Origin of the sequence: Streptomyces coeruleorubidus (assembly GCF_028885415.1) — a bacterium.
Lineage (GTDB): Bacteria > Actinomycetota > Actinomycetes > Streptomycetales > Streptomycetaceae > Streptomyces > Streptomyces coeruleorubidus_A.
The window spans coordinates 7,297,536-7,321,877 of record NZ_CP118527.1; the positions used below are offsets into that span (position 1 = coordinate 7,297,536).

The following is a 24,342-nucleotide window of genomic DNA, read 5'->3' on the forward strand; positions in this document are numbered from 1 at the left end:
TAGTGAACGCTTGCGTTCACTGTCGCGTCAACGGTAGTGAGTCCCCGACAGTGAACGCAAGCGTTCACTCGTGGCGTCGTCGTGCGGTACGTCCCCCTTTGCCGCCGTCCGGCGCGTCCCCCCCATCCCCGAAATCCCCGCTTCGTCTGCTCCTTGGAGAGAGTCCGATGGTTACCCCGAGCTGGGCGGATGCCCCCGCTCAGACGGCCGCCCGCCGCCGCGGCGCCGTGCTCGAACGCGCGATCCTCGACGCCGCGCTGGATCAACTCAGCACCGTCGGCTGGAACGGCCTGACGATGGAGGGCGTCGCCGCCGGTGCCCAGACCGGAAAGGCCGCCGTCTATCGGCGCTGGCCGTCCAAGGAGGATCTCGTCGCTGACGCCCTGCGTGCCGGACTGCCGCACTTCGACGCGGTGCCGGACGAGGGCAGCGTGCGTGATGACCTCTTGGCGCTGTGCCGGAGGGCCCGCGACGCGATGTTCTCCCGTCCGGGTTTCGCGCTTCGCTCGGTGATTCACGAGTGCGACACGACGCAGGCCGAGCGCTTCCATGCCGTGATCTTCGAGGGTGTCGTGGAGCCCACTATCAAGATGCTGCGGGAGGTCATCGAGCGCGGGATCAAGCGAGGCGAGGTGCGTTCAGACGCTGCGAACGGATATGTCTTCGACGCCATCCCGGCGATGATGATGTACCGATCCAAGATGTGCGGCTGCGAATGGCGTGACCAGGAAGTCGAGGAGATGATCGACCAGTTGATGGTTCCGCTGCTGCGGTCGAGCGGCGCCTGACAGGGGTCGGCGAAGGCCGTGGCACCGCTGGGGCCGACCGGGGTGTCGCGGGCGGTTCCGGGCGGCGTAACCTAGGGTCGCCATGCCGTACGAACCGCCTACTCACACCGTCGAGCGCTCCCTTCGAGCCACGACCGGAGCGAAGATCGTTGCAGGTGTCGACGAGGTGGGGCGCGGCGCGTGGGCCGGTCCCGTCACCGTCTGCGCGGCGATCACCGGACTGCGCCGGCCGCCCGAGGGTCTCACCGACTCGAAGCTGCTCACCATCAAGCGACGCACCGAACTCGCCGAGGAACTGCGGAAATGGGTGACGTCGTACGCCCTGGGGCACGCCTCCCCGGAGGAGATAGACGACCTGGGGATGACGGCCGCGCTGCGGCTCGCCGCGGGACGTGCCCTGGACGCCCTGCCGGTCCGCCCCGACGCCGTCATCCTCGACGGGAAGCACGACTATCTCGGTGCACCCTGGCGGGTCCGCACGGTGATCAAGGGCGACCAGTCGTGCGTGGCTGTCGCGGCGGCCTCGGTGATCGCCAAGGTCCAGCGCGACAAAATGATGGCCGAACTGGGTATCGACCATGCAGACTTCGGTTTTGCGGACAACGCCGGGTACCCCTCACCCGTGCACAAGGCCGCACTGGCGGAGCGGGGCCCCACCCCCTTCCACCGGTTGTCGTGGGCGTATCTTGATGCGCTGCCCCAGTGGCGGCACCTCAAGAAGGTCCGCAGCTTGACGGACGGAAGCGTTCCGGAAATCGAGGGTCAGCTCGGCTTCGATTTCTGACGGTTTCGTTCGCACGCATGCGCCACCCGCCGAAGCGGGCCGTACCAACGTTTGATAAATATCAACCCATGCCTCTCATTCCCGAGGAGCCTCAGATTCACGAGAGTGCCCAGGGTCCCCGCGCCACTCCGGCCAGCGGCCGCACCGCGCCGACCCCTCGCCCCGTACCCGGCCCCCGTCCCGCGGCTCCGTCGCGTCCCGGTCGTCCCGGTCCTCTCCGGCCCGCGCCGCCGGCGCAACGCGCGCCGCGTGACGCGGCCGCCAAGCCCGGTCCGTCGGGCCCAGCAGCCGGTGCCGCCGCTCCGGCCGCCCCGCAGATCCAGCTGATCCCGGCTTCCGCCGAAGGCGCGCTCGACGCCGCCGAGGAGGCCGTGGACCTGCTCCTGGACTCCGGTCGCGCCCCCGGCGACGTCCTGGTGATCACGACCGGCGAACAGCACCCGTGGGCCGCCCACGAGCTGTCCTTCGGCGAGACCTCCTACTGGGCCCAGCACGACGCCGGTGACGACGTCTTCTACACGGACGCCACCGTCGCCGGCCGCGCCGCGTCTCGTCCGGTGGTCGTGGTCGCCGTCAACGGCGGTGCCGAGGCCGCAGCCGCGAGCGCCCTGTCCCTGGCCCACTCCCGGGCCACCGCCCTGCTGATCGTCTGCGGTGATCCGCAGCGGATCAACTCGGTGCTGGGCACGAGCGTCTGAGCCGGTGCCGTGGCGTCCGGTCGGGCGCCCGGGGCTGACTTCAGGCGCCGCTTCGGCGGCTGTGCACGGAGGGTGGTTCGGCGTGCCCGGAGGGCTGGACGCCGTGGTTGCGTGCGGTCCTTCCCGGGTGGCCTCAATGCCGTTCGGGGGGCGTGCCGACTGTCGGTCACCGGAAACGTGGTGAGCCGTACGACGGGGTACGGCCCCGAGTCCGTGCGGAACGGCCTGTCCAGGGACGGTCTGCCAGTGGCCTCAGCGTGCCGCCGCAGCGCGGCGCAGCACCTCGGAGGCGGCGCCGCCGGTGCGCGGCAGCGGCGGCGGTGCCTCCGACGTGGCGAACGGCTCCGGTTCCGAGGCCGAGTGAGGGCGGCGTCCGCCGCGGCCCTCGCCGAGCACCTGCCAGCCGTCACGGGTCAGCGTGACGTACGCCCCGCAGCGCAACCCGTGCAGGGTGCAGGCGTCGCGCAGCCCCCACATCCACGCGCCGTCCTCCTCCGTCCAACGGGCGTCGCCCTCACGGCAGTAGAGGAGCACGGCGGTGCGCACCGGTGTCCGGCGCCGCAGATCGTGCGGAATGATCCGGCGCAGCTGCGCCAGCAGCACGTTGCGGAACATCCAGCCGTCGGCCGGGGCCGGTCGACGGACGAACGAGGCGCTCGCCCGCAGCCGCTCGTCCGGGTCGAGCACGGCGATGACAGCCGTCGCCGGCTGCGGGTGGTGCCGGGCGTGCAGCCCGCTGACGACTTCACGGGGGTTTCGGAGCAGCGGGATCCCGGCGGCGGCCCATTCCGCGGGTTCGAGCAAGCGGTTGGCGGAAGCGGCGGATGTCGACGCCGCTGCCGAGGCCGGAGCGAATCCGAAGGTCACGGTCCTCCCTTCGGCTACGCGCCCACACTGCGGGCGGGGTCGGATTCTGGGAGCGCGCACCGCAGCGAAGCCCTACCGGATCGGCGGTCGTGCCGTGCGGGAGCGGACCTCAATTCTTCCTGTCGAACTTGAATGCGGCAACGAGCAATTGGGTCAGCCGACCGTTATCAGATGATGCGCGGCTAATATCCCCACCCTGTGCGTCACCGGGCCACCCATGGGGCGTTCGAGCACGACACGTTCGTACGTCACGGGGGTGCGCGGCGTCCAGAGGTGTGCGCGACCGGGCAGGTGGCGGTGCCCGGTCAGAGGGCCGGTGCCCGGCAGGGCGGTGGCGGCTGTCGCTCTCGACGCTCGGTCAGCCCTGCACGGCCAGCACCAGCGGCAACACCCCCTGCGCACCGGAGCGTCGGAGCATGCGGGCCGCGACCGCGAGGGTCCAGCCGGTCTCCGTGTAGTCGTCCACGAGGAGGACCGGGCCCTGCGCCTCGGCGAGGGCGGACGCGAGGACCGGCGGCACGGTCAGTGCCCCGTCGAGCGCCTTCAGCCGCTGGGCACTGTTGCTGCGGGGTCCCGGGTACACGTCGCCCGTGAACTCGACGGCGCCCAGTAGCGGCAGCCGGCCGACTTCCGCGATGCGCGCTCCCAGGGAGTGGATCAACCGGGGCCGTGTGCGGGAGGCGACGGTGACGACGCCCGCCGGGCGAGGCTGCGGGTCCGACGCGCCCGGGGCCCAGCCGCCGGGTCCCCGGGCCCAGTCGGCCAGCACGCCCACCACGGCCTTCGCCACGTCGTCCGGCACGGGCTCGTCGGGGGCCTGGGCCGCGAACATGGGCCGCAGCCGGTTGCCCCAGCCGATGTCCGACAGGCGCCCCAACGCACGCCCCGGCGCGGCCTGTTCGCCGACCGGGATACGTCCCTTGAGGTCCACTCCGATCGCCGGCAGCCCGGTCGGCCACATCCGGCGCGGCTCCACCTCGACACCCGCCCGCCCCAGGTCCACGCGCGCGGCGTCGAGCGCCTCCGCGGACGTGTCAGCGGCGAAGCGCGGGCCCGCGCAGTTGTCGCAGCGACCACACGGCTTGGCGGCCTCGTCGTCCAGCTGGCGCTGCAGGAACTCCATCCGGCAGTCCGTCGTCGACGCGTACTCGCGCATCGCCTGCTGCTCGGCCTTGCGCTGTCGCGCCACCCACGCGTACCGCTCGGCGTCGTACGTCCAGGGCTGCCCGGTCGCGATCCAGCCTCCCTTGACCCGCTTGACCGCCCCGTCCACGTCGAGGACCTTGAGCATGGACTCCAGTCGGGAGCGGCGCAGCTCCACCAGGGGCTCCAGGGCGGGCAGCGACAGGGGCCTCTCCGCGTGCGCGAGGATGTCGAGCGTGCGACGCACCAGGTCTTCCGAGGGGAAGGCGAGCGACGCGAAGTACTCCCAGATCGCCTCGTCCTCCTTCCCTGGGAGCAGGAGCACCTCGGCGTGTTCCACACCGCGTCCCGCACGGCCCACCTGCTGGTAGTAGGCGATCGGGGAGGAGGGCGACCCGAGGTGCACCACGAAGCCCAGATCGGGCTTGTCGAAGCCCATGCCGAGCGCCGAGGTGGCGACCAGCGCCTTCACCTTGTTGGCGAGCAGATCCTCCTCGGCCTGCTGACGGTCGGCGTTCTCCGTCTTGCCCGTGTACGAGGCGACCGTGTGCCCGCGCTGCCGGAGGAAGGCGGTGACCTCCTCGGCGGCGGCGACCGTGAGCGTGTAGATGATCCCGGAACCCGGCAGTTCGTCGAGGTGTTCGGCGAGCCAGGCCATCCGGTGCGCGGCGTCCGACAGCCGCAGCACGCTCAGGCTCAGGCTGCCCCGGTCCAGCGGACCGCGCAGCACGAGGGCGTCCGAACTGCCGCCGGTGCCGAGCTGTTCCGCGACGTCGGCCGTCACGCGCGCGTTGGCGGTGGCGGTGGTCGCGAGCACCGGGACACCGGGCGGGAGGTCGGCGAGCATCGTGCGCAGCCGGCGGTAGTCGGGCCGGAAGTCGTGGCCCCAGTCGGAGATGCAGTGCGCCTCGTCCACCACCAGCAGCCCGGTGGCGGCCGCGAGCCGGGGCAGCACCTGGTCCCGGAAGTCCGGGTTGTTGAGCCGCTCAGGACTCACCAGCAGGACGTCGACCTCACCCGCGGCGATCTCGTCCTGAACGGCGTCCCACTCCTCGGTGTTGGAGGAGTTGATGGTCCGGGCGTGGATGCCGGCCCGGGCCGCCGCCTCGACCTGGTTCCGCATGAGCGCGAGCAGCGGGGACACGATCACGGTCGGACCGCTGCCCTGGGCCCGCAGCAGCGAGGTCGCCACGAAGTAGACCGCGGACTTGCCCCAGCCCGTGCGCTGGACGACCAGGGCGCGGCGTCTGTCGGCGACCAGTGCCTCGATGGCCCGCCACTGGTCCTCGCGCAGCCGGGCCGTTCCCGAGACGTCCCCGACGAGACGGGCGAGGACAGCGTCGGCCGCCGCCCGGAGATCCGCGTTGCTCGTGTGCTCCATGCGCTCCATACAACAGGACGGCACTGACAGCGCGAGCGGTGCACGAGGTAATCAGACTCCTCGTCGTTTCGAGTGACGTGTCCCTGATCGGAGTTATCCACAGGGTCAAGCGGAGCTTCGGATTCCGCGAGATCGTCTCCGCATGACGAACCACAGCGAAGCGACTGGATCCTCCGAAAACGGCGACATCACCGGGTCCGACGGGCACGGCAGGCACCAGGACGGTGGACAGGAGAAGCGGGGGAGCGACGGGACCGGGCCGCACGTCCCAAGCCCCCCGTACGACGGCCACGGCGGCGAGCACCAGGTCACCCTGCGCACCCCCGCCGAACTGGCCGACGCCCTCCCGTATCTGCTCGGATACCGCCCCGAGGACAGCATCGTCCTGGTCGCCCTGCACGACAGGGACGGACGCGGGCGGTTCGGGGGCCGGGCCCGGCTCGGCATCCCCGCCAACGCTGACGACTGGCCGTCGGCGGCCCGGCAACTGGCCCACGGGCTGGTGACAGGCAGCGAGCGCCGAGGGGCCCGCCCCGAGTCGATGGTCGCCTTCCTCTGCCAGGAACCGGAGAAGGGCGAGTCCGGCCGACAGATCATGGAGCGGCTGAGGCCGCTGGCCCACAGGCTGCGCGTGGAGTGCGGGTCCCTGGACGTGACAGTGGTCGAGGCGCTGTGCATCTCTGACGGTCGTTACTGGTCGTACTGCTGTGACAACGCGGCGTGCTGCCCGCCCGAGGGAGCCTCCATGGGCCTGCCCGGCACATCGGTGCTGGCCGCTGCTGCCACCTACGCGGGGATCCAGGTGCGCGGCACGCTCCGGGAGCTGCGGGCCCGGCTGCTCCCCTGGGAGAGCGCCGCCGCTCTCGAGCAGGAGAGCGCCCTGGACACCGCCAGCCTGGCGCTGGTCCCGAGGATCCTGGACGACGCCGGCCGCGCCGACGTGGCCGACGAGACACTGGAACTGGCCGGGCGGGTCTTGGACCGCTTCGCCGGGGCACAGCCCGTCTCCGGCATGCTCCTGGCGGATCTCCGCGACGATGAACTTCTCCGGCACGACGAGGCAGCCCGGTTGATCCTCGGCCTCCAGGACCGCGCGACCCGTGACCGGGCGGCCGAGTGGATGGAGGGCGACGAGGCCGGACACGCCCTTCGTCTCTGGCGGTCGCTGGCCCGCCGCTGCGTCGGACCGTACGGCGAGCACGCCGCGGCGCCGCTCACTCTCGCCGGCTGGGTCGCATGGTCCACCGGCGACGAACTGGAGGCCCGGGAAGCCCTTGCCATGGCCCTGAGCGCGGATCCCGACTACCTCTTCGCCCGTCTCCTCCACCAGGCCTGCAACGAAGGACTCGACCCGGAGTCGATCCGCAGCTGCCTGCGCGCGGAGCGCGAAGGCCGTGGGCGCCAGGGAGCCGCCGGTTCGGCGGCTCGGACCGACGGCTTGAGTGCCCGGGTGGGCGGTTCGCGGGCTGGGGTGGATGAGTGTGTCGAGCGGTTGGGCGGCTCCCTGGTTCCGGCGGAAGAGCGTGTCGAGCGGGCGGACGACTCCCTGGTTCCGGCGGTGGGCTGCGTCGAGCCGGTGGGCGGTCCCCTGGCTGGGGTGGACAACTGCGTCGAGCGGGCGGACAGCTCCCGGGCTATGGCGGACGACTCCGCCGGGCGAGTGGACGGCCCCGTCGCGCAGCTGGACAGCTCCCCGGCTCGGTCGGACGCCGACGAGGTCGCCACGGGCGAGGCAGCCGCGCCCGAGTTCGAGCCGGAGCCCGCAGACGCGTCCACGGCGGTGCCCCCACGCCGTCGACGCCGTACCCGCTCCGCCGGTGCCGCCGGCGCGGCCCAGGGCGGTATCCGCACGGGAGACCGTGTCCCGAGCGCCGGGGCTCCCCGTCGGCGTACTCCGACCGGCACTACGCGCCCTGCCGGTGCCGCAGACACCGGCACACGTACCGGACGAGCGACCGCGGGTACTGCACGGTCCGGCAGCGCACGCACGGGCGGCACACGTGCGTGTACGCCGGGGAAGGCGGCCATGCCGTGCCGGGACACGGGCCAGGAAGGCGTGCAGCCAGGCCAGGGCCCGGAGGGGCAGGAGTGAGTGTCCTCCTGGTGGCCTCGACGCGCCCGGGGCGGGAACGCGGGCGTGACCCTCAGCAGGTTCACGCCGTTCACCTGAGTGGCGGAACGCCTGGACGGGGCGTGACGCCGCACCGCCCCTGCCCCGTCGGAGCCCTCCGGCACCGGCGCCGAACTCGATCGAGGCGCACAGAGCGCAGAGGAAGCCTCTCCATGCATCAGCCGACTCCGCCCTCCTCCGCCGCCGACGACCGCCACACCCCGGGCGGGCCCCCACCGCCCCGCGGTTCGGGCCCCGGCCTGCCCGGGGCCCGGGCGCCGCGTACGGGGGACCACGACGCCCCTCCGCGGCCGGCGGCACGTGTCGACGGGTTCGGGCCCAGGTTCCCCGGGGGTGCCTCACCCACCGTGCTGCCCACCGGCCCGGACACGTGCTCGCCCCCGACACCGGACCGAGGCCGTCCGTCACCTCATGGGGCGGGCCAGAGCCGTCGCATGGCTTCCGGATCGGGGTACGGCTCGCCCTCGCCGCCCTTGGCTCATAGCCGGGGCCCCTCCGCCACCGGGCAGCCCGCCGCGCCTCCCCGGGGCGCCACGATCCCCGGACTGCGCTGGTCTGCCGACCTGCCGCCCGCCCACACCATGATGATCTGCGTCGCGCTTCCCGGCCTGGCCATCTCGACGGAGGGAGGGCAGATGACCGGCCGGGGTCTGGAAGGGTTCTACCGCGCAGGCCGGCGCGTGCTCTCCCGGTGCGAGATCCGCGTGGCCGGACGGGAACCGCTCGCCGTGCAGGCCCGCATGGCTGCGGCCGACCGCGCCAGATTCGTGGGCACGCTCCGCACGTCGCCGCAGGCAGGCCCGGATCCGGACGTGGTCGTGGAACGCGACCGTCTCGCGGACGGCACGGAGCGGATCACCCTGCACAGCGCGGCTCCCCGCCCGCTGCGTCTGCCGGTCGAGGTGTCCCTGGGCACGGACCTGGCCGACCTCGGGGCGATCGCCTCGGGCCGCGCCGGACCCGAGCTTCCCGCCAGTGTCCACGACTCCGGCCTGCGCTGGTCCTGCGCCACCGGCAACGCGTCCGTCTCGGCCGCACCGCCTCCCTCGGACGCTCTGGCCTCGGCCGGACTGCTGCGGTGGGAGCTCGACCTGCCGCCGGGCGGCAGCAGAAGCGTGGAACTGCGGGTGCGGCCGGACGGCGCCGGCCCCCTCCGAGCCATGGGCCGCGCGGCGACCAGCCCCCTCGCCGCCGCACGAGCGGAAGGCGACCACCCCGGAGTCCCCGCACTCCTGAGGACGAGCATCGAGGACCTCCAGGCCCTCCTGCTGCGCGATGCGGCGAACCCCGCCGACACCCACCTCGCGGCCGGGGCTCCCTGGCGCTGCGGTCTGGCCCCCGCCGACGCGCTCGTGGCCGCCCGGATGGCCCTGCCGCTCGGTACCGGCCTGGCAGCGGGGACGCTGCGGATCCTCGCCCGTACCCAACTCACGGGCCCGGGACCACAGTCCGGGATGATCCCCGGCCCGAGACGGGACGCAGGCCCGCACCTTCCGCCGCAGTGCACCGGTACGGAGGCCACACTGCTCTTCCCCGCACTGCTCGCCGAGGCCCGCCGTTGGGGCCTAGGTGAGCAGGACACGGAGGAGCTGCTGCCCGCCGCCGAGCGCTGTCTGACCTGGCTGCGAACCACCGTGGGCGACGGCACGTACCTGCGCGACCCGCACCCCGGCGGTCCCGTCCGCTGCGAGACACAGGCCCACGCCCACCGTGCCGCGGTCCTCGGCGCCGACCTGCTCGACGCCTGCGGACGCACGGGCGGACCGGCACTTCGGCAGTGGGCGCAGGCCACACGGACCGTCTTCCGCAGGGACTTCTGGGTCGACGACCTCGGGGGCGGCCGGCCCGCGGCAGCCCGTGCCCCGGACGGCAGGGCCGTGCCTCATCTGGGCGCGGCCGCCGTCCACCTCCTCGACACCGGCCTGCTGGGCGGGGGAGCCTTGGCGCCCGGTCTGCTCGACAAGGTTCAGACCGAGAACCTCGCCCGACTCCTCGGCAGCCCTGTCATGGACTCGGGCTGGGGCCTGCGCGGACTGGGCGCCAAGGAACCGGGGTTCAATCCGTTCGGCCACCGCGCCGGGGCCGTACGGGTTCAGGAGACCGCACTCGCCGTCGCGGGCCTGGCTGCCGCCGGCTACGAGAAGGAGGCGACCTCGCTGCTGCGCGGCGTACTCGCGGCCGCCGAGACCTTCGCCCACCGGCTGCCCGACATGTACGCGGGGGAACAACGCACGGAGGGGAGCGCTCCCCTCCCGCACCCGGCGGCCTGCCGCCCCGCGGCCACACCTGCGGCCGCCGGAGTGCTGCTGCTGACCACGCTCGTCGGCATCCGCCCCGACGCCCCGGCCGGGACGGTCACCCTGCGCCCCATGCGCAGCGCGCCCCTCGGCGAGATCGGCTTCACCGGACTGCGGATCGCGGGCGCCCCGTTCTCCGTGCGGGTCAGCCGGCTCGGCCTCGCCATGGTCGAGGAAGCGGCCGACGGACTTCAACTGGGGGTGTGACCTGGTACGACGTTCAACCGCCGGACAACCGGGCCGGACAGTGAAGTCCATATTCGACCGAAGTGGATCAGTCGCCGATGCGACCGGCGAAAGGAGTGCTTATCGTCAGGCAGACGACTATGATCGCCGCATGCCCTACGACCCGTCAGCGTTTCCGCCCTTTGCCGTCACCGTGGACCTGGTCGTGCTGACCGTGCGCCGCCATGCCCTGTGTGCGCTGGCGGTACGCAGGGGCGAACCGCCGTTCCAGGGGCGGTGGGCGCTCCCCGGCGGCTTCGTACGGGCCGACGAGGACCTGGCGCAGGCCGCGGCACGCGAGCTGGCCGAGGAGACCGGGCTGCGCGTCCACGACCCGTCCGTCCCCGCCCAGGACCACGGGGCACACCTGGAACAGCTCGCCACCTACGGCGACCCCAAGCGGGACCCCAGGATGCGGGTCGTCAGTGTCGCCCACCTCGCGCTCGCTCCCGACCTGCCCGCGCCCAGGGCAGGCGGCGACGCCAGCAACGCGCGCTGGGCTCCGGTGGAGGAACTGCTGCAGCAGGGCGGCTACGGGCGTGACGCCGAGCCGGTCGCGCCGCTCGCGTTCGACCACGCGCAGATCCTGTCGGACGGAGTGGAGCGTGCTCGCTCCAAGATCGAGTACTCGTCCCTGGCCACGGCCTTCTGCCCGCCCGAGTTCACCGTCGGAGAGCTGCGCCGCGTCTACGAGGCGGTGTGGGGCGTGGCGCTCGACCCGCGCAACTTCCACCGCAAGGTCACGGGCACACCGGGCTTCCTCGTCCCCACCGGAGGGACGACCACCCGCCAGGGCGGCCGCCCGGCCCAGCTCTTCCGTGCCGGTGGCGCGACTCTGCTCAACCCCCCGATGCTGCGCCCCGAGGTCTGACGCGGGTCCGCAATGCAACGCTGCCGCGGCCCGGGCAAGGGTGATCGTCGTGCCCGGGGCAGGCCTTGCGCTGCCCGAAAAACCGGACATAGCGCGCTATCTTGCTGCGGGTGATCCAGGCCTTCGGACTGACCAGCAAACCCCGCAAAGCGCTTCCGCCCGCAGCCGACGACGTCTCCTTCGAGGCGCGAGCGGGCCGTGTCACCGCGCTGCTCGGAGCACCGGGCGCAGGCAAGACGACAGTCCTCAGACTCATGCTGGAACTCCAACAGGGCCGGGGCATCACCTACTTCCGGGGGCGCCCCCTGCACCGCGTCGCCCATCCCTCGCGCGAGGTCGGTGTGCTGCTGGGCGACGTGCCGGGGCACCCGGCCCGCACGGTCCGCGGTCATCTGCGCATGCTGTGTGCCGCCGCCGGGGTCCCCGTCCGGCGCGCCGACGAAGTGCTCGAGGCGGTCGGGATCGAGGGCCTGCGCGACGAACGCCTCGGCACCCTCTCACGCGGCATGGACCGCCGCCTGGGCCTGGCCTGCGCCCTCCTGGCCGACCCGCACACGCTCGTCCTGGACGACCCCGCCGACGGTCTGTCCGCCCGCGAGAGCCACTGGCTGCACGGCACGCTGCGCGCACACGCCGCCCAGGGCGGCACGGTCCTGTTCACCACCGCCGACCCCAAGGAGGCCGCGCGCACCGCCGACCGCGTCGTCACGCTTGAACAGGGCAGGCTCGTGGCCGACCAGGAGGCCGCGGAGTTCTCGCGCACCCGCCTGCGCCCCCGGGTCGCCGTACGCAGCCCGCACGCGGCCCGCCTGGCGGCTCTATTGGCCAAGCAGGCCCGCACCGCGCAGCGCTCCGTCGAGGTCGTACGAGAAGGCGGCAACCGCCTCTCCGTGTACGGCAGTACCTGCGCGGAGATCGGCGAGACGGCGTTCCGCCACGGCATCGTCGTCCACCAACTCGCCGACGAAATCGGGGACATGGGCCCAGGGACGGGAACAGCGCAGGCAGGTGAGCCGCATGGCGGCCGTGACACCGGTCTGGGCACGGCAGGGCAGGTGGCGGGCGAGCTGCACAGGGGCGGCGCAGCGCGAACGTCCGCCGACACGCTGGAGCACGTCGGCGTGGAGCCGGAGTGCACGGATGCCGAGTCAGGGCACGTCGCCGACGCGCACGGGGTGACCGTTGCGCCGCGGGCTTCCAACGGTGAGCCGCGACCCACCTTCGGCGCGTCGAAGCCGGCCCCGGTCACAGCCGATCCCGTGGCCGCCACCACCACCGAGCCGCGACCCCCGGCTGAGCCACGACCCACCGTTGACCCACCGAAGCCGGTTGCCGACGAGCCGCTGCCCTCCGCCGGGCACGCGCAGCCCGCCGCAGAGGCGCACGAGCGTACGGACGTGCCCTCGGCCGGCCACCCGTCCCATGCCGAGGCCCGCCCTCAGGAGACGACGAAACCCCGCCCGTCCCGCCCCGCCACCGCCCGCACGGCACGCACGCTCGACGCACTTCCCCCTCTGCCGCCTCCCATCTCCGTCCGCCCCGCCCCCAGCCCCCTTAGCCCCCTGCGCTACGAGATCCGTCGTGCCGCCGGGATCGGCACCGGGTTCATCACCGGTGCCGCCGTGCTCGTCGTCTCCGCCGTGACCGCCGTCGTGCTCGCCCGTATCGGGCACACCCCGCAGCCGCGCCTGCTGGCCGCGTGGCCACAGGAGCTGCCCCTGCCCCCCGCAGCGCTCGGTGCGGGGCTGCTCGGCGCGCTGGCCTTCGGCGACGAGTTCCGCCACCCTGTCCTGGCCGCGGACCGCGGCACCGTGCCCCGCCGGCTGGGGTTGCTGGCCGCCAAACTGTTCGTCGCCACGGCCACCGCGCTGATGCTGGCCGCCCTCACCGTCGGCTGCGACGCCGAGGTGCTCTATCTCGTCTACGGACGGGAACTCGCCCAGGTTCCCGCCGACTGGCTTTCGCTCAGTGCGAGTTGGATCGGGCTGGTGGTCGGTTGCGCCTGGGCGGGCGTTCTGGCCGCAGGCGTCTTCCGTTCCACCACGGCCGGGCTCGCCGCCGTGGCCGCCGTGCCGCTCCTCGTCGTACCCGCGGTGCACAAGGTCCTGGAAGGGCCGTCCGTGCGGACCGCGGCGGGAGTTCCCATGCGGCTGCGAGAGGCTCTGCTGCCGCGATGGCCCTTCGGGGGAGAGCGCTACCTGGAAGCCGCGCTGAGCATGATCTCCCAACCTGTCGGCGGTGCACTGACGTTGTCGCTGACCGCGCTGCTCTGCGCGTATCTGCTGACCGCACTGCGGAGCCGGTTCCGGTGACGACTGTCCGTAACCCTTAGTCCGGCCATGCGCACAACTCCCCGCAGAGCGCCCATTTCTTTCCGATAAGGCGTCAATTGCGACGGGGTGAGCGATCACCCTTTCGTGTGCTTTTCACCAAAGACCTCAAGGGAGTTGGAGGCGGCGCCGACAAAGGATGCGTGAGTACCCTTGCGCACACCATGATGACCGCCGCCCGCTCCGCTGACACCGGCCTCACGAGCCCGGGCGAACTCGACCGCTACCCCTACGCAGAGGCGCCCGCCGTCGACCGCGTCGGTGCCCCTGCCTGGGACGGCGGGGACCCCGAGCTTGGCCGGGTGGGCAGGCGCGCCGCGGGCAGCCGCGGCCGCGGGCTGCACGGCCAACTCGTCCAGCAGCTGGGTCAGATGATCGTCTCCGGCGACCTGGGCGCCGACCGTCCGCTGGTGCCCGAGGAGATCGGCCAGCGGTTCGAGGTCTCCCGCACCGTCGTCCGCGAGTCGCTCCGTGTCCTGGAGGCCAAGGGCCTGGTGAGCGCCCGCCCGAACGTCGGTACGCGCGTGCGCCCCGTCAGCGACTGGAACCTCCTCGACCCGGACATCATCGAGTGGCGGGCCTTCGGGCCACAGCGCGACGACCAGCGCCGCGAGCTGAGCGAGCTGCGCTGGACGATCGAGCCGCTCGCCGCCCGCCTCGCCGCCGGGCACGGGCGCGAGGACGTCCAGCAGCGCCTGACGGACATGGTCGAGATCATGGGGCACGCGATGGCCCAGGGTGATGCGCTCACCTTCTCCCGCGCCGACTCCGAGTTCCACTCGCTGCTCATCCAGGTCGCCGGCAACCGCATGCTGGAGCACCTCTCCGGGATCGTGTCCGCGGCCCTCCATGTCTCGGGCGGTCCGGTCACGGGCTGTGACCGGCCGAACGAGGCGTCGCTGGCCCACCACGGCCGCATCTGCGACGCCCTCGCCACCGGTGACGGAGCCGCGGCCGAGGCGGCGATGCGGCAACTCCTCACGGTCCACCCCGAGGTGGAACGCGTGGTGCCCGCCCCGCGCGAGCACTGACCGCGTTCCGCGGGCGGCGCGGCCGGGTGTGCCACCCCCCTCCTGTGGCAGTGCCCGTACGGTGAACCGCCTCCCGTCGGACCCCGCGGGATCCTTGCGATCCCGCGGGGTCCGACGGCGCGAAGGGGCCGCAGATCCGCTGGAGCGGCCAGGTAACAGCCAGGTGCGACCACCTTTGCCTGCATCTGACCGCTTTTGATCGCTTACGGGGTGTGACTCGGGCCACGCGAATTGGGCGTAACGCTCGCGGGATGAACGCGATGACCTAAGAGGTGACAGCCGCGGAGGGAATACGGACGCCGTTCACGGCGCTGTGCATCTTCCCGGCCCCCGCCCGCGCCGTCGGCCCACCCCCAAGCCGGCGGTCGGCTCCTGTCCACTGTGGACGGGGCCGGAAGCCGTTTTCCAACGTTCCGAGAGGTTGTTCGTGTCGGCCAGCACATCCCGTACGCTCCCGCCGGAGATCGCCGAGTCCGTCTCTGTCATGGCTCTCATTGAGCGGGGAAAGGCTGAGGGGCAGATCGCCGGCGATGACGTGCGTCGGGCCTTCGAAGCTGACCAGATTCCGGCCACTCAGTGGAAGAACGTACTGCGCAGCCTCAACCAGATCCTCGAGGAAGAGGGTGTGACGCTGATGGTCAGTGCCGCAGAGCCCAAGCGCACCCGAAAGAGCGTCGCAGCGAAGAGTCCCGCCAAGCGCACCGCCACCAAGACGGTCGCGGCCAAGGCGGTGACCACCAGGAAGGCCACCGCCACCGCCTCGCCAGCGGCACCCGCCGCCGAGCCGGCCGTCGAGGAAGAGGCCCCCGCCAAGAAGGCGGCCGCCAAGAAGACGACCGCCAAGAAGGCGGCCGCGAAGAAGGCGCCTGCCAAGAAGACCGCGGCGAAGAAGACCAGCGCCAAGAAGGACGACGTCGAGCTTCTCGAAGAGGAGGTTCTCGAGGAGGCCGCTCCCGGCAAGGCCGGCGAGGAGCCCGAGGGCACGGAGAACGCCGGCTTCGTGCTGTCCGATGATGACGAGGACGACGCGCCCGCCCAGCAGGTCGCCGCCGCCGGTGCCACCGCCGACCCGGTCAAGGACTACCTCAAGCAAATCGGCAAGGTCCCCCTGCTCAACGCCGAGCAGGAGGTCGAGCTCGCCAAGCGCATCGAGGCCGGTCTGTTCGCCGAGGACAAGCTGGCCAACGCCGACAAGCTCGCCCCGAAGCTCAAGCGCGAGCTGGAGATCATCGCCGAGGACGGCCGCCGCGCCAAGAACCACCTGCTGGAGGCCAACCTCCGTCTGGTGGTCTCCCTGGCCAAGCGCTACACCGGCCGCGGCATGCTCTTCCTGGACCTCATCCAGGAGGGCAACCTCGGTCTGATCCGCGCGGTCGAGAAGTTCGACTACACCAAGGGCTACAAGTTCTCCACGTACGCCACCTGGTGGATCCGTCAGGCGATCACCCGCGCCATGGCCGACCAGGCCCGCACCATCCGCATCCCGGTGCACATGGTCGAGGTCATCAACAAGCTCGCGCGCGTGCAGCGCCAGATGCTCCAGGATCTGGGCCGCGAGCCCACCCCGGAGGAGCTGGCCAAGGAGCTCGACATGACCCCGGAGAAGGTCATCGAGGTCCAGAAGTACGGCCGCGAGCCCATCTCGCTGCACACCCCGCTGGGCGAGGACGGCGACAGCGAGTTCGGTGACCTCATCGAGGACTCCGAGGCGGTCGTCCCGGCCGACGCGGTCAGCTTCACCCTCCTCCAGGAGCAGCTGCACTCCGTGCTCGACACCCTGTCCGAGCGCGAGGCGGGCGTCGTCTCGATGCGCTTCGGTCTCACCGACGGTCAGCCGAAGACCCTCGACGAGATCGGCAAGGTGTACGGCGTCACGCGTGAGCGGATCCGCCAGATCGAGTCCAAGACCATGTCGAAGCTGCGCCACCCGTCCCGTTCGCAGGTGCTGCGCGACTACCTCGACTGAGTCAGATTCCCACCCGGCGCCCCTGACCTGCTTTTTTTGCGGGTTGGGGGCGCTTTCGTGTGCCAGCGCAACGCTGCTGCTCCAGATGTCCCACCGACTTCCACGGCGATGTTCGGCCCTGCAGGTCCTGCGTCCGGTAGAGGGGTCACGGTCCTGCTCGCCCCGGAAGCAGCGCCCTCCCCTTGAACCGCGCCGGCCGAAACCGGATGTCGGACGGGGACCAGCCCGGGACGATGACGATCGAACTTTCGCTCAAGGGGGCTTGCCATCCTCTACCTGGTTCTCGCTTGTGACGTGCTGTTCTGGGTCTTCCTCGTCGGCGGCCTGGCTGCGCGCTACGCCGCCGACCGGCGGCTCCTGGGCGGTGCGCTGCTGGTCTGCGTCCCGTTGATCGACGTCGTGCTCCTGGGTGCCACCGTCCTCAGCGTCCGGGACGGCGCGGAACCGACCGTCTGGCATGGCTTGTCCGCGGCCTATCTCGGCATCACCGTGGTGTACGGCCACCGCACCGTGCGCTGGGCCGACGCGAAGTTCGCCCGCCGCTTCGGCGGAGACGCCTCTCCGCCGAGTCCCAGGCTCTACGGCCGTGCGGCCGTGGTGGACGCGTGGAAGTCCTGGTTCAGGTTCCTGCTGGCCTACGCGATCAGCGTCGGCATGATCTTCGGTCTGGTGGTGCTGGTCGGTGGCCCGGACAAGGGTGCCCCGCTGCTGGTCTGGCTCAACCCGCTCACCAAGGTCCTTGTGTACAGCTTGCTCTGGCCGGTGATGACCACCCTCTGGCCCGGCAAGGCACCGGAGCCGGTGCAGGACAAGGCAGGCGCGGGCGACTGAGCCGGCGTCGCATCTGCGGTCTTCAGCGGTGACGTGTGGGTCTCGGACGGCGGCTTACTGGTCGTACAGCTGCCCGAATAGGCGCGGCGACAGGACGCCCAGTCCCGGAGGTAGGGCCGGTGGAAGTGGCGATTCGTTGAGGACCTTGGCCCACTCGGCTTCGAGCCGTTCCCGCCTGTCGTCAGGAAGCTCTTCCAGCCTGGGGCGGAGGCCCGTCGCGGTCGTAGACGCGGAAGGCCCGGTCCCCCCACAGGGAGCCGGGCTTCATGCCTCTCCGCGGGTGCGGGTCGCAACAGGGTGAATCACTCTGGGTATATCGCCGACAACGCCGAGTGAGGAGTGTGCATGAGTCGTCGATTTCCCCGAGCCCTGGCCCGCCCGCTGGTCGTGGCAGCCGCGGTATCCGCCCTGTCAGTGGGCTCCAGTGCCCCTGTGGCCGCCGACAGGGTCGTCATAGGTGGATTCCCCGTCGACGCGTCGGAGAGCCCGTGGGCGGTGGCCCTGTCCAGTCGTGACCGGTTCGGGGGTACACGCGCGGGGCAGTTCTGCGGTGGCGTGGCGGTCGGCCGCAGCACCGTGCTCACCGCGGCCCACTGCGTGGACAAGGAGGTCCTGGGCGGTCCACCGGAACGCGTACGCGACCTCAGGGTCATAGCGGGACGCACGGACCTGCTCTCGGATCGCGATGGCCGGGAGGTCGCCGTGCGAGACGCCTGGGTGAACCCGGCCTACGACGATGTCAGCAACGCCGGGGATTTCGCCGTGCTCACGCTGGCCGAACCTCTCCCCGCCGGCTCGGTCATCGGCATGGCGGCCGGCGGTGACCCCGCGTACGCCGTGGGCGAAACCGCGACGGTGTACGGATGGGGCGATGTCTCGGGCGCCGGGGAATACCCGAACACCCTGCGCGCGGCACGCGTGCGTGTGCTCCCCGATGCTCTCTGTGAAGAGGCGTATCCGGGAGGTGAGGACGGCGTCTACGACGCCAGGAGCATGCTGTGCGCCGGGGAAGCGGAGGGGGGCCGGGACGCCTGTCAGGGCGACAGCGGAGGACCGCTGGTGGCCCAGGGACGATTGATCGGCCTGGTGTCCTGGGGGATCGGCTGCGGTCGGGCCGGCAGCCCCGGGGTGTACGCGCGTGTGTCCGACATCATGCGCACGCTCGGCTGGGCACGGACGTAAAGGTCATGCGTAAGCTCGGCCGACACGGTGTGAAGAAACCGCGCAGCGGGTGTCCGGGAGGGCCCGAGCAGGCTCGCGGGGACGAGGACGGGCGGCTGCCTCTGTAGCGGAGGCAGCCGCCCGTTCACCGGCCTGTGCCGTGCTGGCTCGTCGTCGGACGCGAGGTGTCAGCGCTCTTCTTCGGAGGCGGCAGTCGCGGGAGCGGACGTCAGCCGCTCCGTCTCGTCCTGTATCTCAGCGGCGATCTTCTTGAGTTCCGGCTCGAACTTGCGCCCGTGGTGGGCGCAGAAGAGCAGCTCTCCGCCGCTGAGCAGGACGACGCGCAGGTACGCCTGGGCGCCGCAGCGGTCGCAGCGATCAGCGGCCGTCAACTGGCTCGCAGGGGTCAGAACAGTAGTCACGTCGCCTCTTCTCTAGCTCGACGAGCTGTCGTACCAGGGTCAACATCCAACCAGCCCGAAAACGTTCCCGCTCGTGGCTATTCCTCGAAAAAATCTTTGCGAGGCGGCTGTCTGCTGCCGGTTGGCGGCGAATGTGCCGTATTGCGTGTCTATGTGTCTTACGGGGCTTCGCGTTGTATCGGTGGTCGGTCCTCCCGGCTGGGTTGCCGGTTGTTCATGAGGACGTGCCCGGAGCCTAAATGGTTCATGCCTGGAAGGGAACGTGATGTGTGCTTCACTCCAACGAGGGATCGAACAGGCATGCGAGTCTGGACTAGGGTGAGTTTCCGACGAGGGTGGCGTTACAACGGCTCTACCAGGCCTCGGTACCCTCTCACCGGTGACTGAAGCCGCGCCCTTACCCATCAGGGCCCCATCTGAAATTCAGCGAGGAGCGAACCGCGTGACCGCCGAAACGTCCGTGCCGTCCACAGCTCTGCTGGCAGGAGCAGACCGGGACGGTTCCAACTACACCGCGCGGCACCTGCTCGTCCTCGAGGGGCTCGAGGCCGTGCGGAAGCGCCCCGGAATGTATATCGGGTCGACCGACAGCCGTGGCCTGATGCACTGCCTCTGGGAGATCATCGACAACTCCGTCGACGAGGCCCTCGGCGGCTACTGCGACCACATCGAGGTCATCCTCCAGGACGACGGCTCGGTCGAGGTCCGGGACAACGGCCGGGGCATCCCGGTCGACGTCGAGCCCAAGACCGGCCTTTCCGGTGTCGAGGTCGTCATGACCAAGCTGCACGCCGGCGGCAAGTTCGGCGGCGGCTCGTACGCCGCCTCCGGCGGTCTGCACGGCGTGGGCGCCTCCGTGGTGAACGCCCTGTCCGCCCGTCTGGACATCGAGGTGGACCGCGGTGGACACACCCACGCGATCAGCTTCCGGCGCGGTGTCCCCGGCGCCTTCGCCGGGAACGGCCCGGACGCCAAGTTCGAGGCCAAGAGCGGCCTGCGCAAGGCCAAGAAGATCCCGAAGACCCGCACCGGCACGCGCGTGCGGTACTGGGCCGACCGCCAGATCTTCCTCAAGGACGCCAAGCTCTCCCTGGAGAACCTGCACCAGCGCGCCCGCCAGACCGCCTTCCTGGTGCCCGGCCTGACCATCGTCGTGCGCGACGAGTACGGGCTTGGCGAGGGCGGCAGCAAGGGCGAGGAGTCCTTCCGCTTCGACGGCGGAATCAGCGAGTTCTGCGAGTACCTGGCGAACGACAAGCCGATCTGCGACGTCCTCCGCTTCTCCGGACAGGGCTCCTTCAAGGAGACGGTCCCCGTCCTGGACGACCACGGTCAGATGACGCCCACCGAGGTCACCCGCGAACTCGGTGTCGACGTCGCACTGCGCTGGGGGACCGGCTACGACACGACGCTCAAGTCGTTCGTCAACATCATCGCCACCCCCAAGGGCGGTACGCACGTCGCCGGCTTCGAGCAGGCCGTCGCCAAGACGATGAACGAGGTGCTGCGCGCCAAGAAGCTCCTGCGCGTAGCCGAGGACGACATCGTCAAGGACGACGCCCTGGAGGGCCTGACCGCGGTCGTCACCGTGCGTCTCGCCGAGCCGCAGTTCGAAGGCCAGACCAAGGAGGTCCTCGGGACCTCGGCGGCCCGTCGCATCGTGAACAACGTGGTCACCAAGGAACTCAAGGCGTTCCTGACCTCCGCGAAGCGGGACGCCGCCCAGCAGGCCCGTGTCGTGATGGAGAAGGCCGTCGCCGCGGCCCGCACGCGCATCGCCGCACGGCAGCACAAGGACGCACAGCGCCGCAAGACGGCCCTGGAGTCCTCCTCGCTGCCGGCCAAGCTCGCCGACTGCCGCAGCGACGACGTCGACCGCAGCGAGCTGTTCATCGTCGAGGGCGACTCCGCGCTCGGTACGGCGAAGCTCGCCCGGAACTCCGAGTTCCAGGCGCTGCTGCCGATCCGGGGCAAGATCCTCAACGTCCAGAAGTCGTCCGTGACGGACATGCTCAAGAACGCCGAGTGCGGCGCGATCATCCAGGTCATAGGAGCCGGATCGGGCCGGACCTTCGACATCGACACGGCCCGCTACGGCAAGATCATCATGATGACCGACGCCGACGTCGACGGCTCGCACATCCGCACGCTGCTCCTGACCCTGTTCCACCGCTACATGCGGCCCATGGTCGAGGCCGGCCGGGTCTTCGCGGCGGTGCCGCCGCTGCACCGCATCGAGATCGTCCAGCCGAAGAAGGGCCAGGACAAGTACGTCTATACATACTCGGACCGGGAACTGCGCGACACGCTCATGGAGCTCCAGAGCAAGGGCATCCGCTACAAGGACTCGATCCAGCGCTACAAGGGTCTCGGCGAGATGGACGCCGACCAGCTGGCCGAGACGACCATGGACCCGCGCCACCGCACTCTGCGCCGGATCAACCTCTCCGACCTCGAGGCCGCCGAGCAGGTCTTCGATCTGCTGATGGGCAACGACGTCGCGCCGCGCAAGGAGTTCATCTCCAACTCGGCTGCGACGCTGGATCGGTCGCGGATCGATGCATAGCCGCTGCGCTGGGCTTTGGCCGGGCAGGGCGGGACTGGGGTGCTGGTGATCTGAGCCGGGTCGGGTACTGGTTGGGGCCGGTGCTGGTTGGGTCCTGGTGTTGGCCTGAGTTTGGGCTGACAGAGCCAGGGATCGGCGGGGAGCTCGGGTTGGTTCCAGCGGTTCCGGGTGGTCCGGCTCAGCTGGGAAGTCGGCGCATGGCCCGTGCCATGCCTGGTGCACGGCCCGACCGGCTTGGGCGACCCGGCCCGCAAGCGGCTCAGGCCGCCGTGGCCGAGCCGTTTCTCCACCCCTGGGTGGAGAAACACCCGGTCGGGGATCCACCCATGATCCACCCGCACTCCGATCCCGTGACCTGGCGACTTCCGTAGCGTCGAAGGCGTCGGCGGCACTGCTGCCGACATCCCCTTTCTCGCTCACGGAGGTTGTGATGTCCGGGCTCGTCGACGCGCTGGTGATCGTGGTCGTTGCCGTGCTGGTGATCGCCCGGCAGTCTCGGGCGACCCCCATCGAGGGCGAGCGCCGCTGGTGGCTCCTGCCCGCGATCCTGGCCGTCGTCGCACTGCGCGAGCCCGGCATACTCGACGCCCATCACCACACGGCCTCGGCGCTGCTGCTCGGCGCCGAACTGCTGCTCGGCGTGGCCACCGGGGCGGGCTGGGCCTGGACCACCCGGATATGGGTGGAGCCGGACGGCACAGTGTGGAGCAAGAGCAGCAGGGCGAGCGTCGCCGTCTGGGGCGCCGGAATCGGATTGCGTGTCGGACTCTTCGCGCTCGGTGCCGCGGTGGGCGTTCACCAGGACAGCTCCGCCCTGCTGCTGGGACTTGCCGGCACCCTTCTCGTGCGGGCCGGAACCCTGGCCTGGCGCGGTCAGTCGCTGCGCCCTGCCACGAACTCGGGCTGGGCGTACGGTGACAGCAGGATGGCGCCTGCGGGGGAGGAGCGCGCGTGAAGGAGAACGCCTGGACACGCTGGCCTTCCCAGGAGGCGCTCAGCCGCGAGGGACTCTCACGCTCCCGGTGCCTGCTGGCCTGGACAGTGAGGGCCCTGGTCCTCGGTGTGCTGATGTGGGGTGCCTTCGCCGAGAGCGAGGTGTGTGGCTGGAAGGCGGCGGCCGGAGCCGGAGGAGTGCTTCTGGCGGCACTGCTCGCCTGGGTGTTCTTCCGGACCACGCTCCAGCACAAGTTGTGGCCTTCGCTGGCGTCGCTCGCGCTGCTTCAGGGTGTCGCCGTGGCGGCCCAGATATCGGGCTTCAAAGTCGCGGCCCTCGTCATGTGGTGTGGATGCGCTGTCTCGGCGCTGGAGCGGCTCCCACCGGCAGTCGCCCTCGGCGTAGCGGGCGTGGCACTCGGTTCGTTCGGCTTCGTCAACAGCGACGAAGTGCTGACGTCCGTGGTCACCGGCGTCGGCCTCGCCCTGGCCGGATACACGCTGCGCTTGGACGCCGAGGCCCGCGCCAGCGCTCAGCGGCTTCTCGCCCAGGAGCGGGCCGCACGCGCCGCCGAAGCGGAGACGGCGGCGCTCGCGGAGCGGGCCCGCATAGCGCGGGAGATCCACGACGTGCTGGCGCACAGCCTGTCTGCCCAGCTCGTGCACTTGGAGGCGGCCCGGCTGCTGATCGAGCGTGGCGGGGAACGGAAGCAGGTTCTCGAACGAGTGGTGGCGGCACGGGAGATGGCGCGCGGTGGGCTCTCAGAGACACGGCAGGCGCTCTCCGCCCTGCGCGGGGATCTGACCCCCCTGGAGGAGTTCCTGAACCAATTGGTGGGTACGGCCGACGGCACCGAGATCACCATCACGGGTGAACGCAGGGCGCTTCCGGCGGAGGCTTCCCAGGCTGTGCGCAGAGCGGCTCAGGAGGCTCTGACGAATACCCGCAAGCACGCCCCGGGCGCCAAGGTGCGCCTGCGGCTCGACTACAGCCCGCACGAAGTGACCCTGGATGTGCGGGATTCGGGCGGCTCGCCGGGCGAGCTGACCGGTACGGGAGCCGGGTACGGTCTGCTGGGCATGCGGGAGCGAGCCGAGTTGCTGGGCGGTTCGTTCGAGGCCGGGCCGGGCGAGGAGGGGTTCGTGGTGACGTTGAAGGTGCCGGTATGACGGAGGACGCCGAGCGGAAGCCCGCTCGGGTGGTGGTAGCGGACGACCAGACCGTGGTGCGGGAGGGCATCGTGATGTTGCTCGGTCTGCTGCCCGGGATCGAGGTCGTCGGTGCGGCGGGGGACGGGGAGGAGGCGGTGCGGCTCGTCGCCGAAGTCGCCCCGGACGTGGTGCTGATGGACCTGCGCATGCCTCGCTGCGACGGGGTGGAGGCCACCCGCAGGATCCGTGTGGAGTATCCGGGGACGCAGGTCGTGGTGCTCACGACGTACGCCGATGACGAGTCGCTCTTCCCGGCCCTGGCTGCGGGAGCGCGCGGCTATCTCACGAAGGACGCCGGCGGAGAGGAGATCGTGCGGGCCGTGCACAGCGTGCTGTCGGGGGACGCGGGGCTCTCGCCCAGCATTCAGAGGCGGCTGCTGGAGCGTCTGGCGGAGACCGATACGAGACCGGCCGCGCCCCCGGAGGCGCCGGACGGGCTCACCGCGCGGGAGACCGAGGTGCTGCTCCTCATCGCCGAGGGGCTCAGCAACCAGGAGATCGGCCGCAGGCTGCATGTCTCCACCGCGACCGTGAAGACCCACATCAACAACCTCTTCGCCAAGACGGGGCTCAAGGACCGTGCGCAGGCGGTGCGTTACGCGTACGGAAAGGGGCTGGTGCGGCCACCAGCGGGCTGAGTCACCTGATGGGGTGAAGAGCGAGGGGAAGAAGAGTCAGGGATCTTCCCGTTCTGTCCATCCTTGG

General features: G+C 71.2%; 18 protein-coding genes. 15 read left to right on the forward strand and 3 right to left on the reverse strand.

Features of this window, described 5'->3' with window-relative positions; all coding sequences use genetic code 11:
* The first annotated feature begins 167 nt into the window (after nt 1–167).
* The 3 genes from PV963_RS33925 (at nt 168) to PV963_RS33935 (ending at nt 2,270) form a co-directional block, all read left to right on the forward strand.
* Nucleotides 168–788, forward strand: a complete 621-nt coding sequence (locus PV963_RS33925) for a TetR/AcrR family transcriptional regulator (protein WP_274820285.1) — start codon at nt 168–170, stop codon at nt 786–788.
* 82 nt (nt 789–870) lie between these two features.
* Nucleotides 871–1,572: a ribonuclease HII gene (locus tag PV963_RS33930; protein WP_274820286.1), complete on the forward strand. Its 702-nt coding sequence runs from the start codon at nt 871–873 to the stop codon at nt 1,570–1,572.
* Nucleotides 1,573–1,640: 68 nt separating this feature from the next.
* Entirely contained in the window at nt 1,641–2,270 is a 630-nt protein-coding gene (locus PV963_RS33935) for a hypothetical protein (RefSeq protein WP_274820287.1), read from the forward strand.
* Nucleotides 2,271–2,522: 252 nt separating this feature from the next.
* Here PV963_RS33935 and PV963_RS33940 read toward each other — a convergent pair whose 3' ends face one another.
* Nucleotides 2,523–3,137, reverse strand: a complete 615-nt coding sequence (locus PV963_RS33940; RefSeq protein WP_274820288.1) for a hypothetical protein — start codon at nt 3,135–3,137, stop codon at nt 2,523–2,525.
* Between the two features lie 358 nt (nt 3,138–3,495).
* Entirely contained in the window at nt 3,496–5,661 is a 2,166-nt protein-coding gene (locus PV963_RS33945) for a RecQ family ATP-dependent DNA helicase (protein ID WP_274820289.1), read from the reverse strand.
* A 142-nt stretch (nt 5,662–5,803) separates the two neighbouring features.
* Between PV963_RS33945 and PV963_RS33950 the strand changes: the two genes are divergently transcribed.
* From PV963_RS33950 to PV963_RS33985, 8 genes are all read left to right on the forward strand, one after another.
* Complete coding sequence (locus PV963_RS33950; RefSeq protein WP_274820290.1) at nt 5,804–7,753, forward strand: DUF4192 domain-containing protein; 1,950 nt, start codon at nt 5,804–5,806, stop codon at nt 7,751–7,753.
* 620 nt (nt 7,754–8,373) lie between these two features.
* Complete coding sequence (locus PV963_RS33955; protein ID WP_274822197.1) at nt 8,374–10,296, forward strand: glycogen debranching N-terminal domain-containing protein; 1,923 nt, start codon at nt 8,374–8,376, stop codon at nt 10,294–10,296.
* Between the two features lie 130 nt (nt 10,297–10,426).
* A complete protein-coding gene (locus tag PV963_RS33960) occupies nt 10,427–11,185 on the forward strand; it encodes an NUDIX hydrolase (RefSeq protein WP_274820291.1) in 759 nt (252 codons plus the stop codon).
* A 110-nt stretch (nt 11,186–11,295) separates the two neighbouring features.
* Nucleotides 11,296–13,497 (forward strand): ATP-binding cassette domain-containing protein, encoded by a 2,202-nt coding sequence (locus PV963_RS33965; RefSeq protein WP_274820292.1) that lies wholly within the window; start codon nt 11,296–11,298, stop codon nt 13,495–13,497.
* A gap of 161 nt (nt 13,498–13,658) precedes the next feature.
* Nucleotides 13,659–14,546 (forward strand): FadR/GntR family transcriptional regulator, encoded by an 888-nt coding sequence (locus tag PV963_RS33970; protein WP_274820293.1) that lies wholly within the window; start codon nt 13,659–13,661, stop codon nt 14,544–14,546.
* Between the two features lie 427 nt (nt 14,547–14,973).
* A complete protein-coding gene (locus PV963_RS33975) occupies nt 14,974–16,512 on the forward strand; it encodes an RNA polymerase sigma factor (protein WP_274820294.1) in 1,539 nt (512 codons plus the stop codon).
* Nucleotides 16,513–16,806: 294 nt separating this feature from the next.
* Nucleotides 16,807–17,343, forward strand: coding sequence for a hypothetical protein (locus PV963_RS33980; RefSeq protein ID WP_274820295.1), 537 nt, complete (start codon nt 16,807–16,809; stop codon nt 17,341–17,343).
* A gap of 345 nt (nt 17,344–17,688) precedes the next feature.
* Nucleotides 17,689–18,525 (forward strand): S1 family peptidase, encoded by an 837-nt coding sequence (locus tag PV963_RS33985; protein WP_274820296.1) that lies wholly within the window; start codon nt 17,689–17,691, stop codon nt 18,523–18,525.
* A 167-nt stretch (nt 18,526–18,692) separates the two neighbouring features.
* Here PV963_RS33985 and PV963_RS33990 read toward each other — a convergent pair whose 3' ends face one another.
* Entirely contained in the window at nt 18,693–18,926 is a 234-nt protein-coding gene (locus PV963_RS33990) for a DUF7455 domain-containing protein (protein WP_059417413.1), read from the reverse strand.
* 442 nt (nt 18,927–19,368) lie between these two features.
* Here PV963_RS33990 and PV963_RS33995 point away from each other — a divergent pair, with 442 nt between their 5' ends.
* The 4 genes from PV963_RS33995 to PV963_RS34010 all read left to right on the forward strand — a co-directional run bounded on the left by PV963_RS33995 (nt 19,369) and on the right by PV963_RS34010 (nt 24,275).
* Nucleotides 19,369–21,492 (forward strand): DNA gyrase/topoisomerase IV subunit B, encoded by a 2,124-nt coding sequence (locus PV963_RS33995; protein WP_274820297.1) that lies wholly within the window; start codon nt 19,369–19,371, stop codon nt 21,490–21,492.
* A gap of 430 nt (nt 21,493–21,922) precedes the next feature.
* Nucleotides 21,923–22,447 (forward strand): DUF1453 domain-containing protein, encoded by a 525-nt coding sequence (locus tag PV963_RS34000; RefSeq protein WP_274820298.1) that lies wholly within the window; start codon nt 21,923–21,925, stop codon nt 22,445–22,447.
* Entirely contained in the window at nt 22,444–23,595 is a 1,152-nt protein-coding gene (locus PV963_RS34005) for a sensor histidine kinase (RefSeq protein ID WP_274820299.1), read from the forward strand. Before PV963_RS34000 ends, PV963_RS34005 begins: the two co-directional genes overlap by 4 nt.
* Complete coding sequence (locus PV963_RS34010) at nt 23,592–24,275, forward strand: response regulator transcription factor (protein WP_274820300.1); 684 nt, start codon at nt 23,592–23,594, stop codon at nt 24,273–24,275. The genes PV963_RS34005 and PV963_RS34010 overlap by 4 nt, the downstream gene beginning before the upstream one ends.
* The last annotated feature ends 67 nt before the right edge of the window (nt 24,276–24,342 follow it).

What these genes read in the sequence shown, in the direction of transcription:
- PV963_RS33945 (WP_274820289.1), bottom strand. Translation starts at nt 5,661, where the DNA reads ATGGAGCACACGAGCAACGCGGATCTCCGGGCGGCGGCCGACGCTGTC.
- PV963_RS33985 (WP_274820296.1), top strand. Translation starts at nt 17,689, where the DNA reads ATGAGTCGTCGATTTCCCCGAGCCCTGGCCCGCCCGCTGGTCGTGGCA.
- PV963_RS33935 (WP_274820287.1), top strand. Translation starts at nt 1,641, where the DNA reads ATGCCTCTCATTCCCGAGGAGCCTCAGATTCACGAGAGTGCCCAGGGT.
- PV963_RS34000 (WP_274820298.1), top strand. Translation starts at nt 21,923, where the DNA reads ATGTCCGGGCTCGTCGACGCGCTGGTGATCGTGGTCGTTGCCGTGCTG.
- PV963_RS33925 (WP_274820285.1), top strand. Translation starts at nt 168, where the DNA reads ATGGTTACCCCGAGCTGGGCGGATGCCCCCGCTCAGACGGCCGCCCGC.
- PV963_RS34010 (WP_274820300.1), top strand. Translation starts at nt 23,592, where the DNA reads ATGACGGAGGACGCCGAGCGGAAGCCCGCTCGGGTGGTGGTAGCGGAC.
- PV963_RS33960 (WP_274820291.1), top strand. Translation starts at nt 10,427, where the DNA reads ATGCCCTACGACCCGTCAGCGTTTCCGCCCTTTGCCGTCACCGTGGAC.
- PV963_RS33950 (WP_274820290.1), top strand. Translation starts at nt 5,804, where the DNA reads ATGACGAACCACAGCGAAGCGACTGGATCCTCCGAAAACGGCGACATC.
- PV963_RS33930 (WP_274820286.1), top strand. Translation starts at nt 871, where the DNA reads ATGCCGTACGAACCGCCTACTCACACCGTCGAGCGCTCCCTTCGAGCC.
- PV963_RS33955 (WP_274822197.1), top strand. Translation starts at nt 8,374, where the DNA reads ATGATGATCTGCGTCGCGCTTCCCGGCCTGGCCATCTCGACGGAGGGA.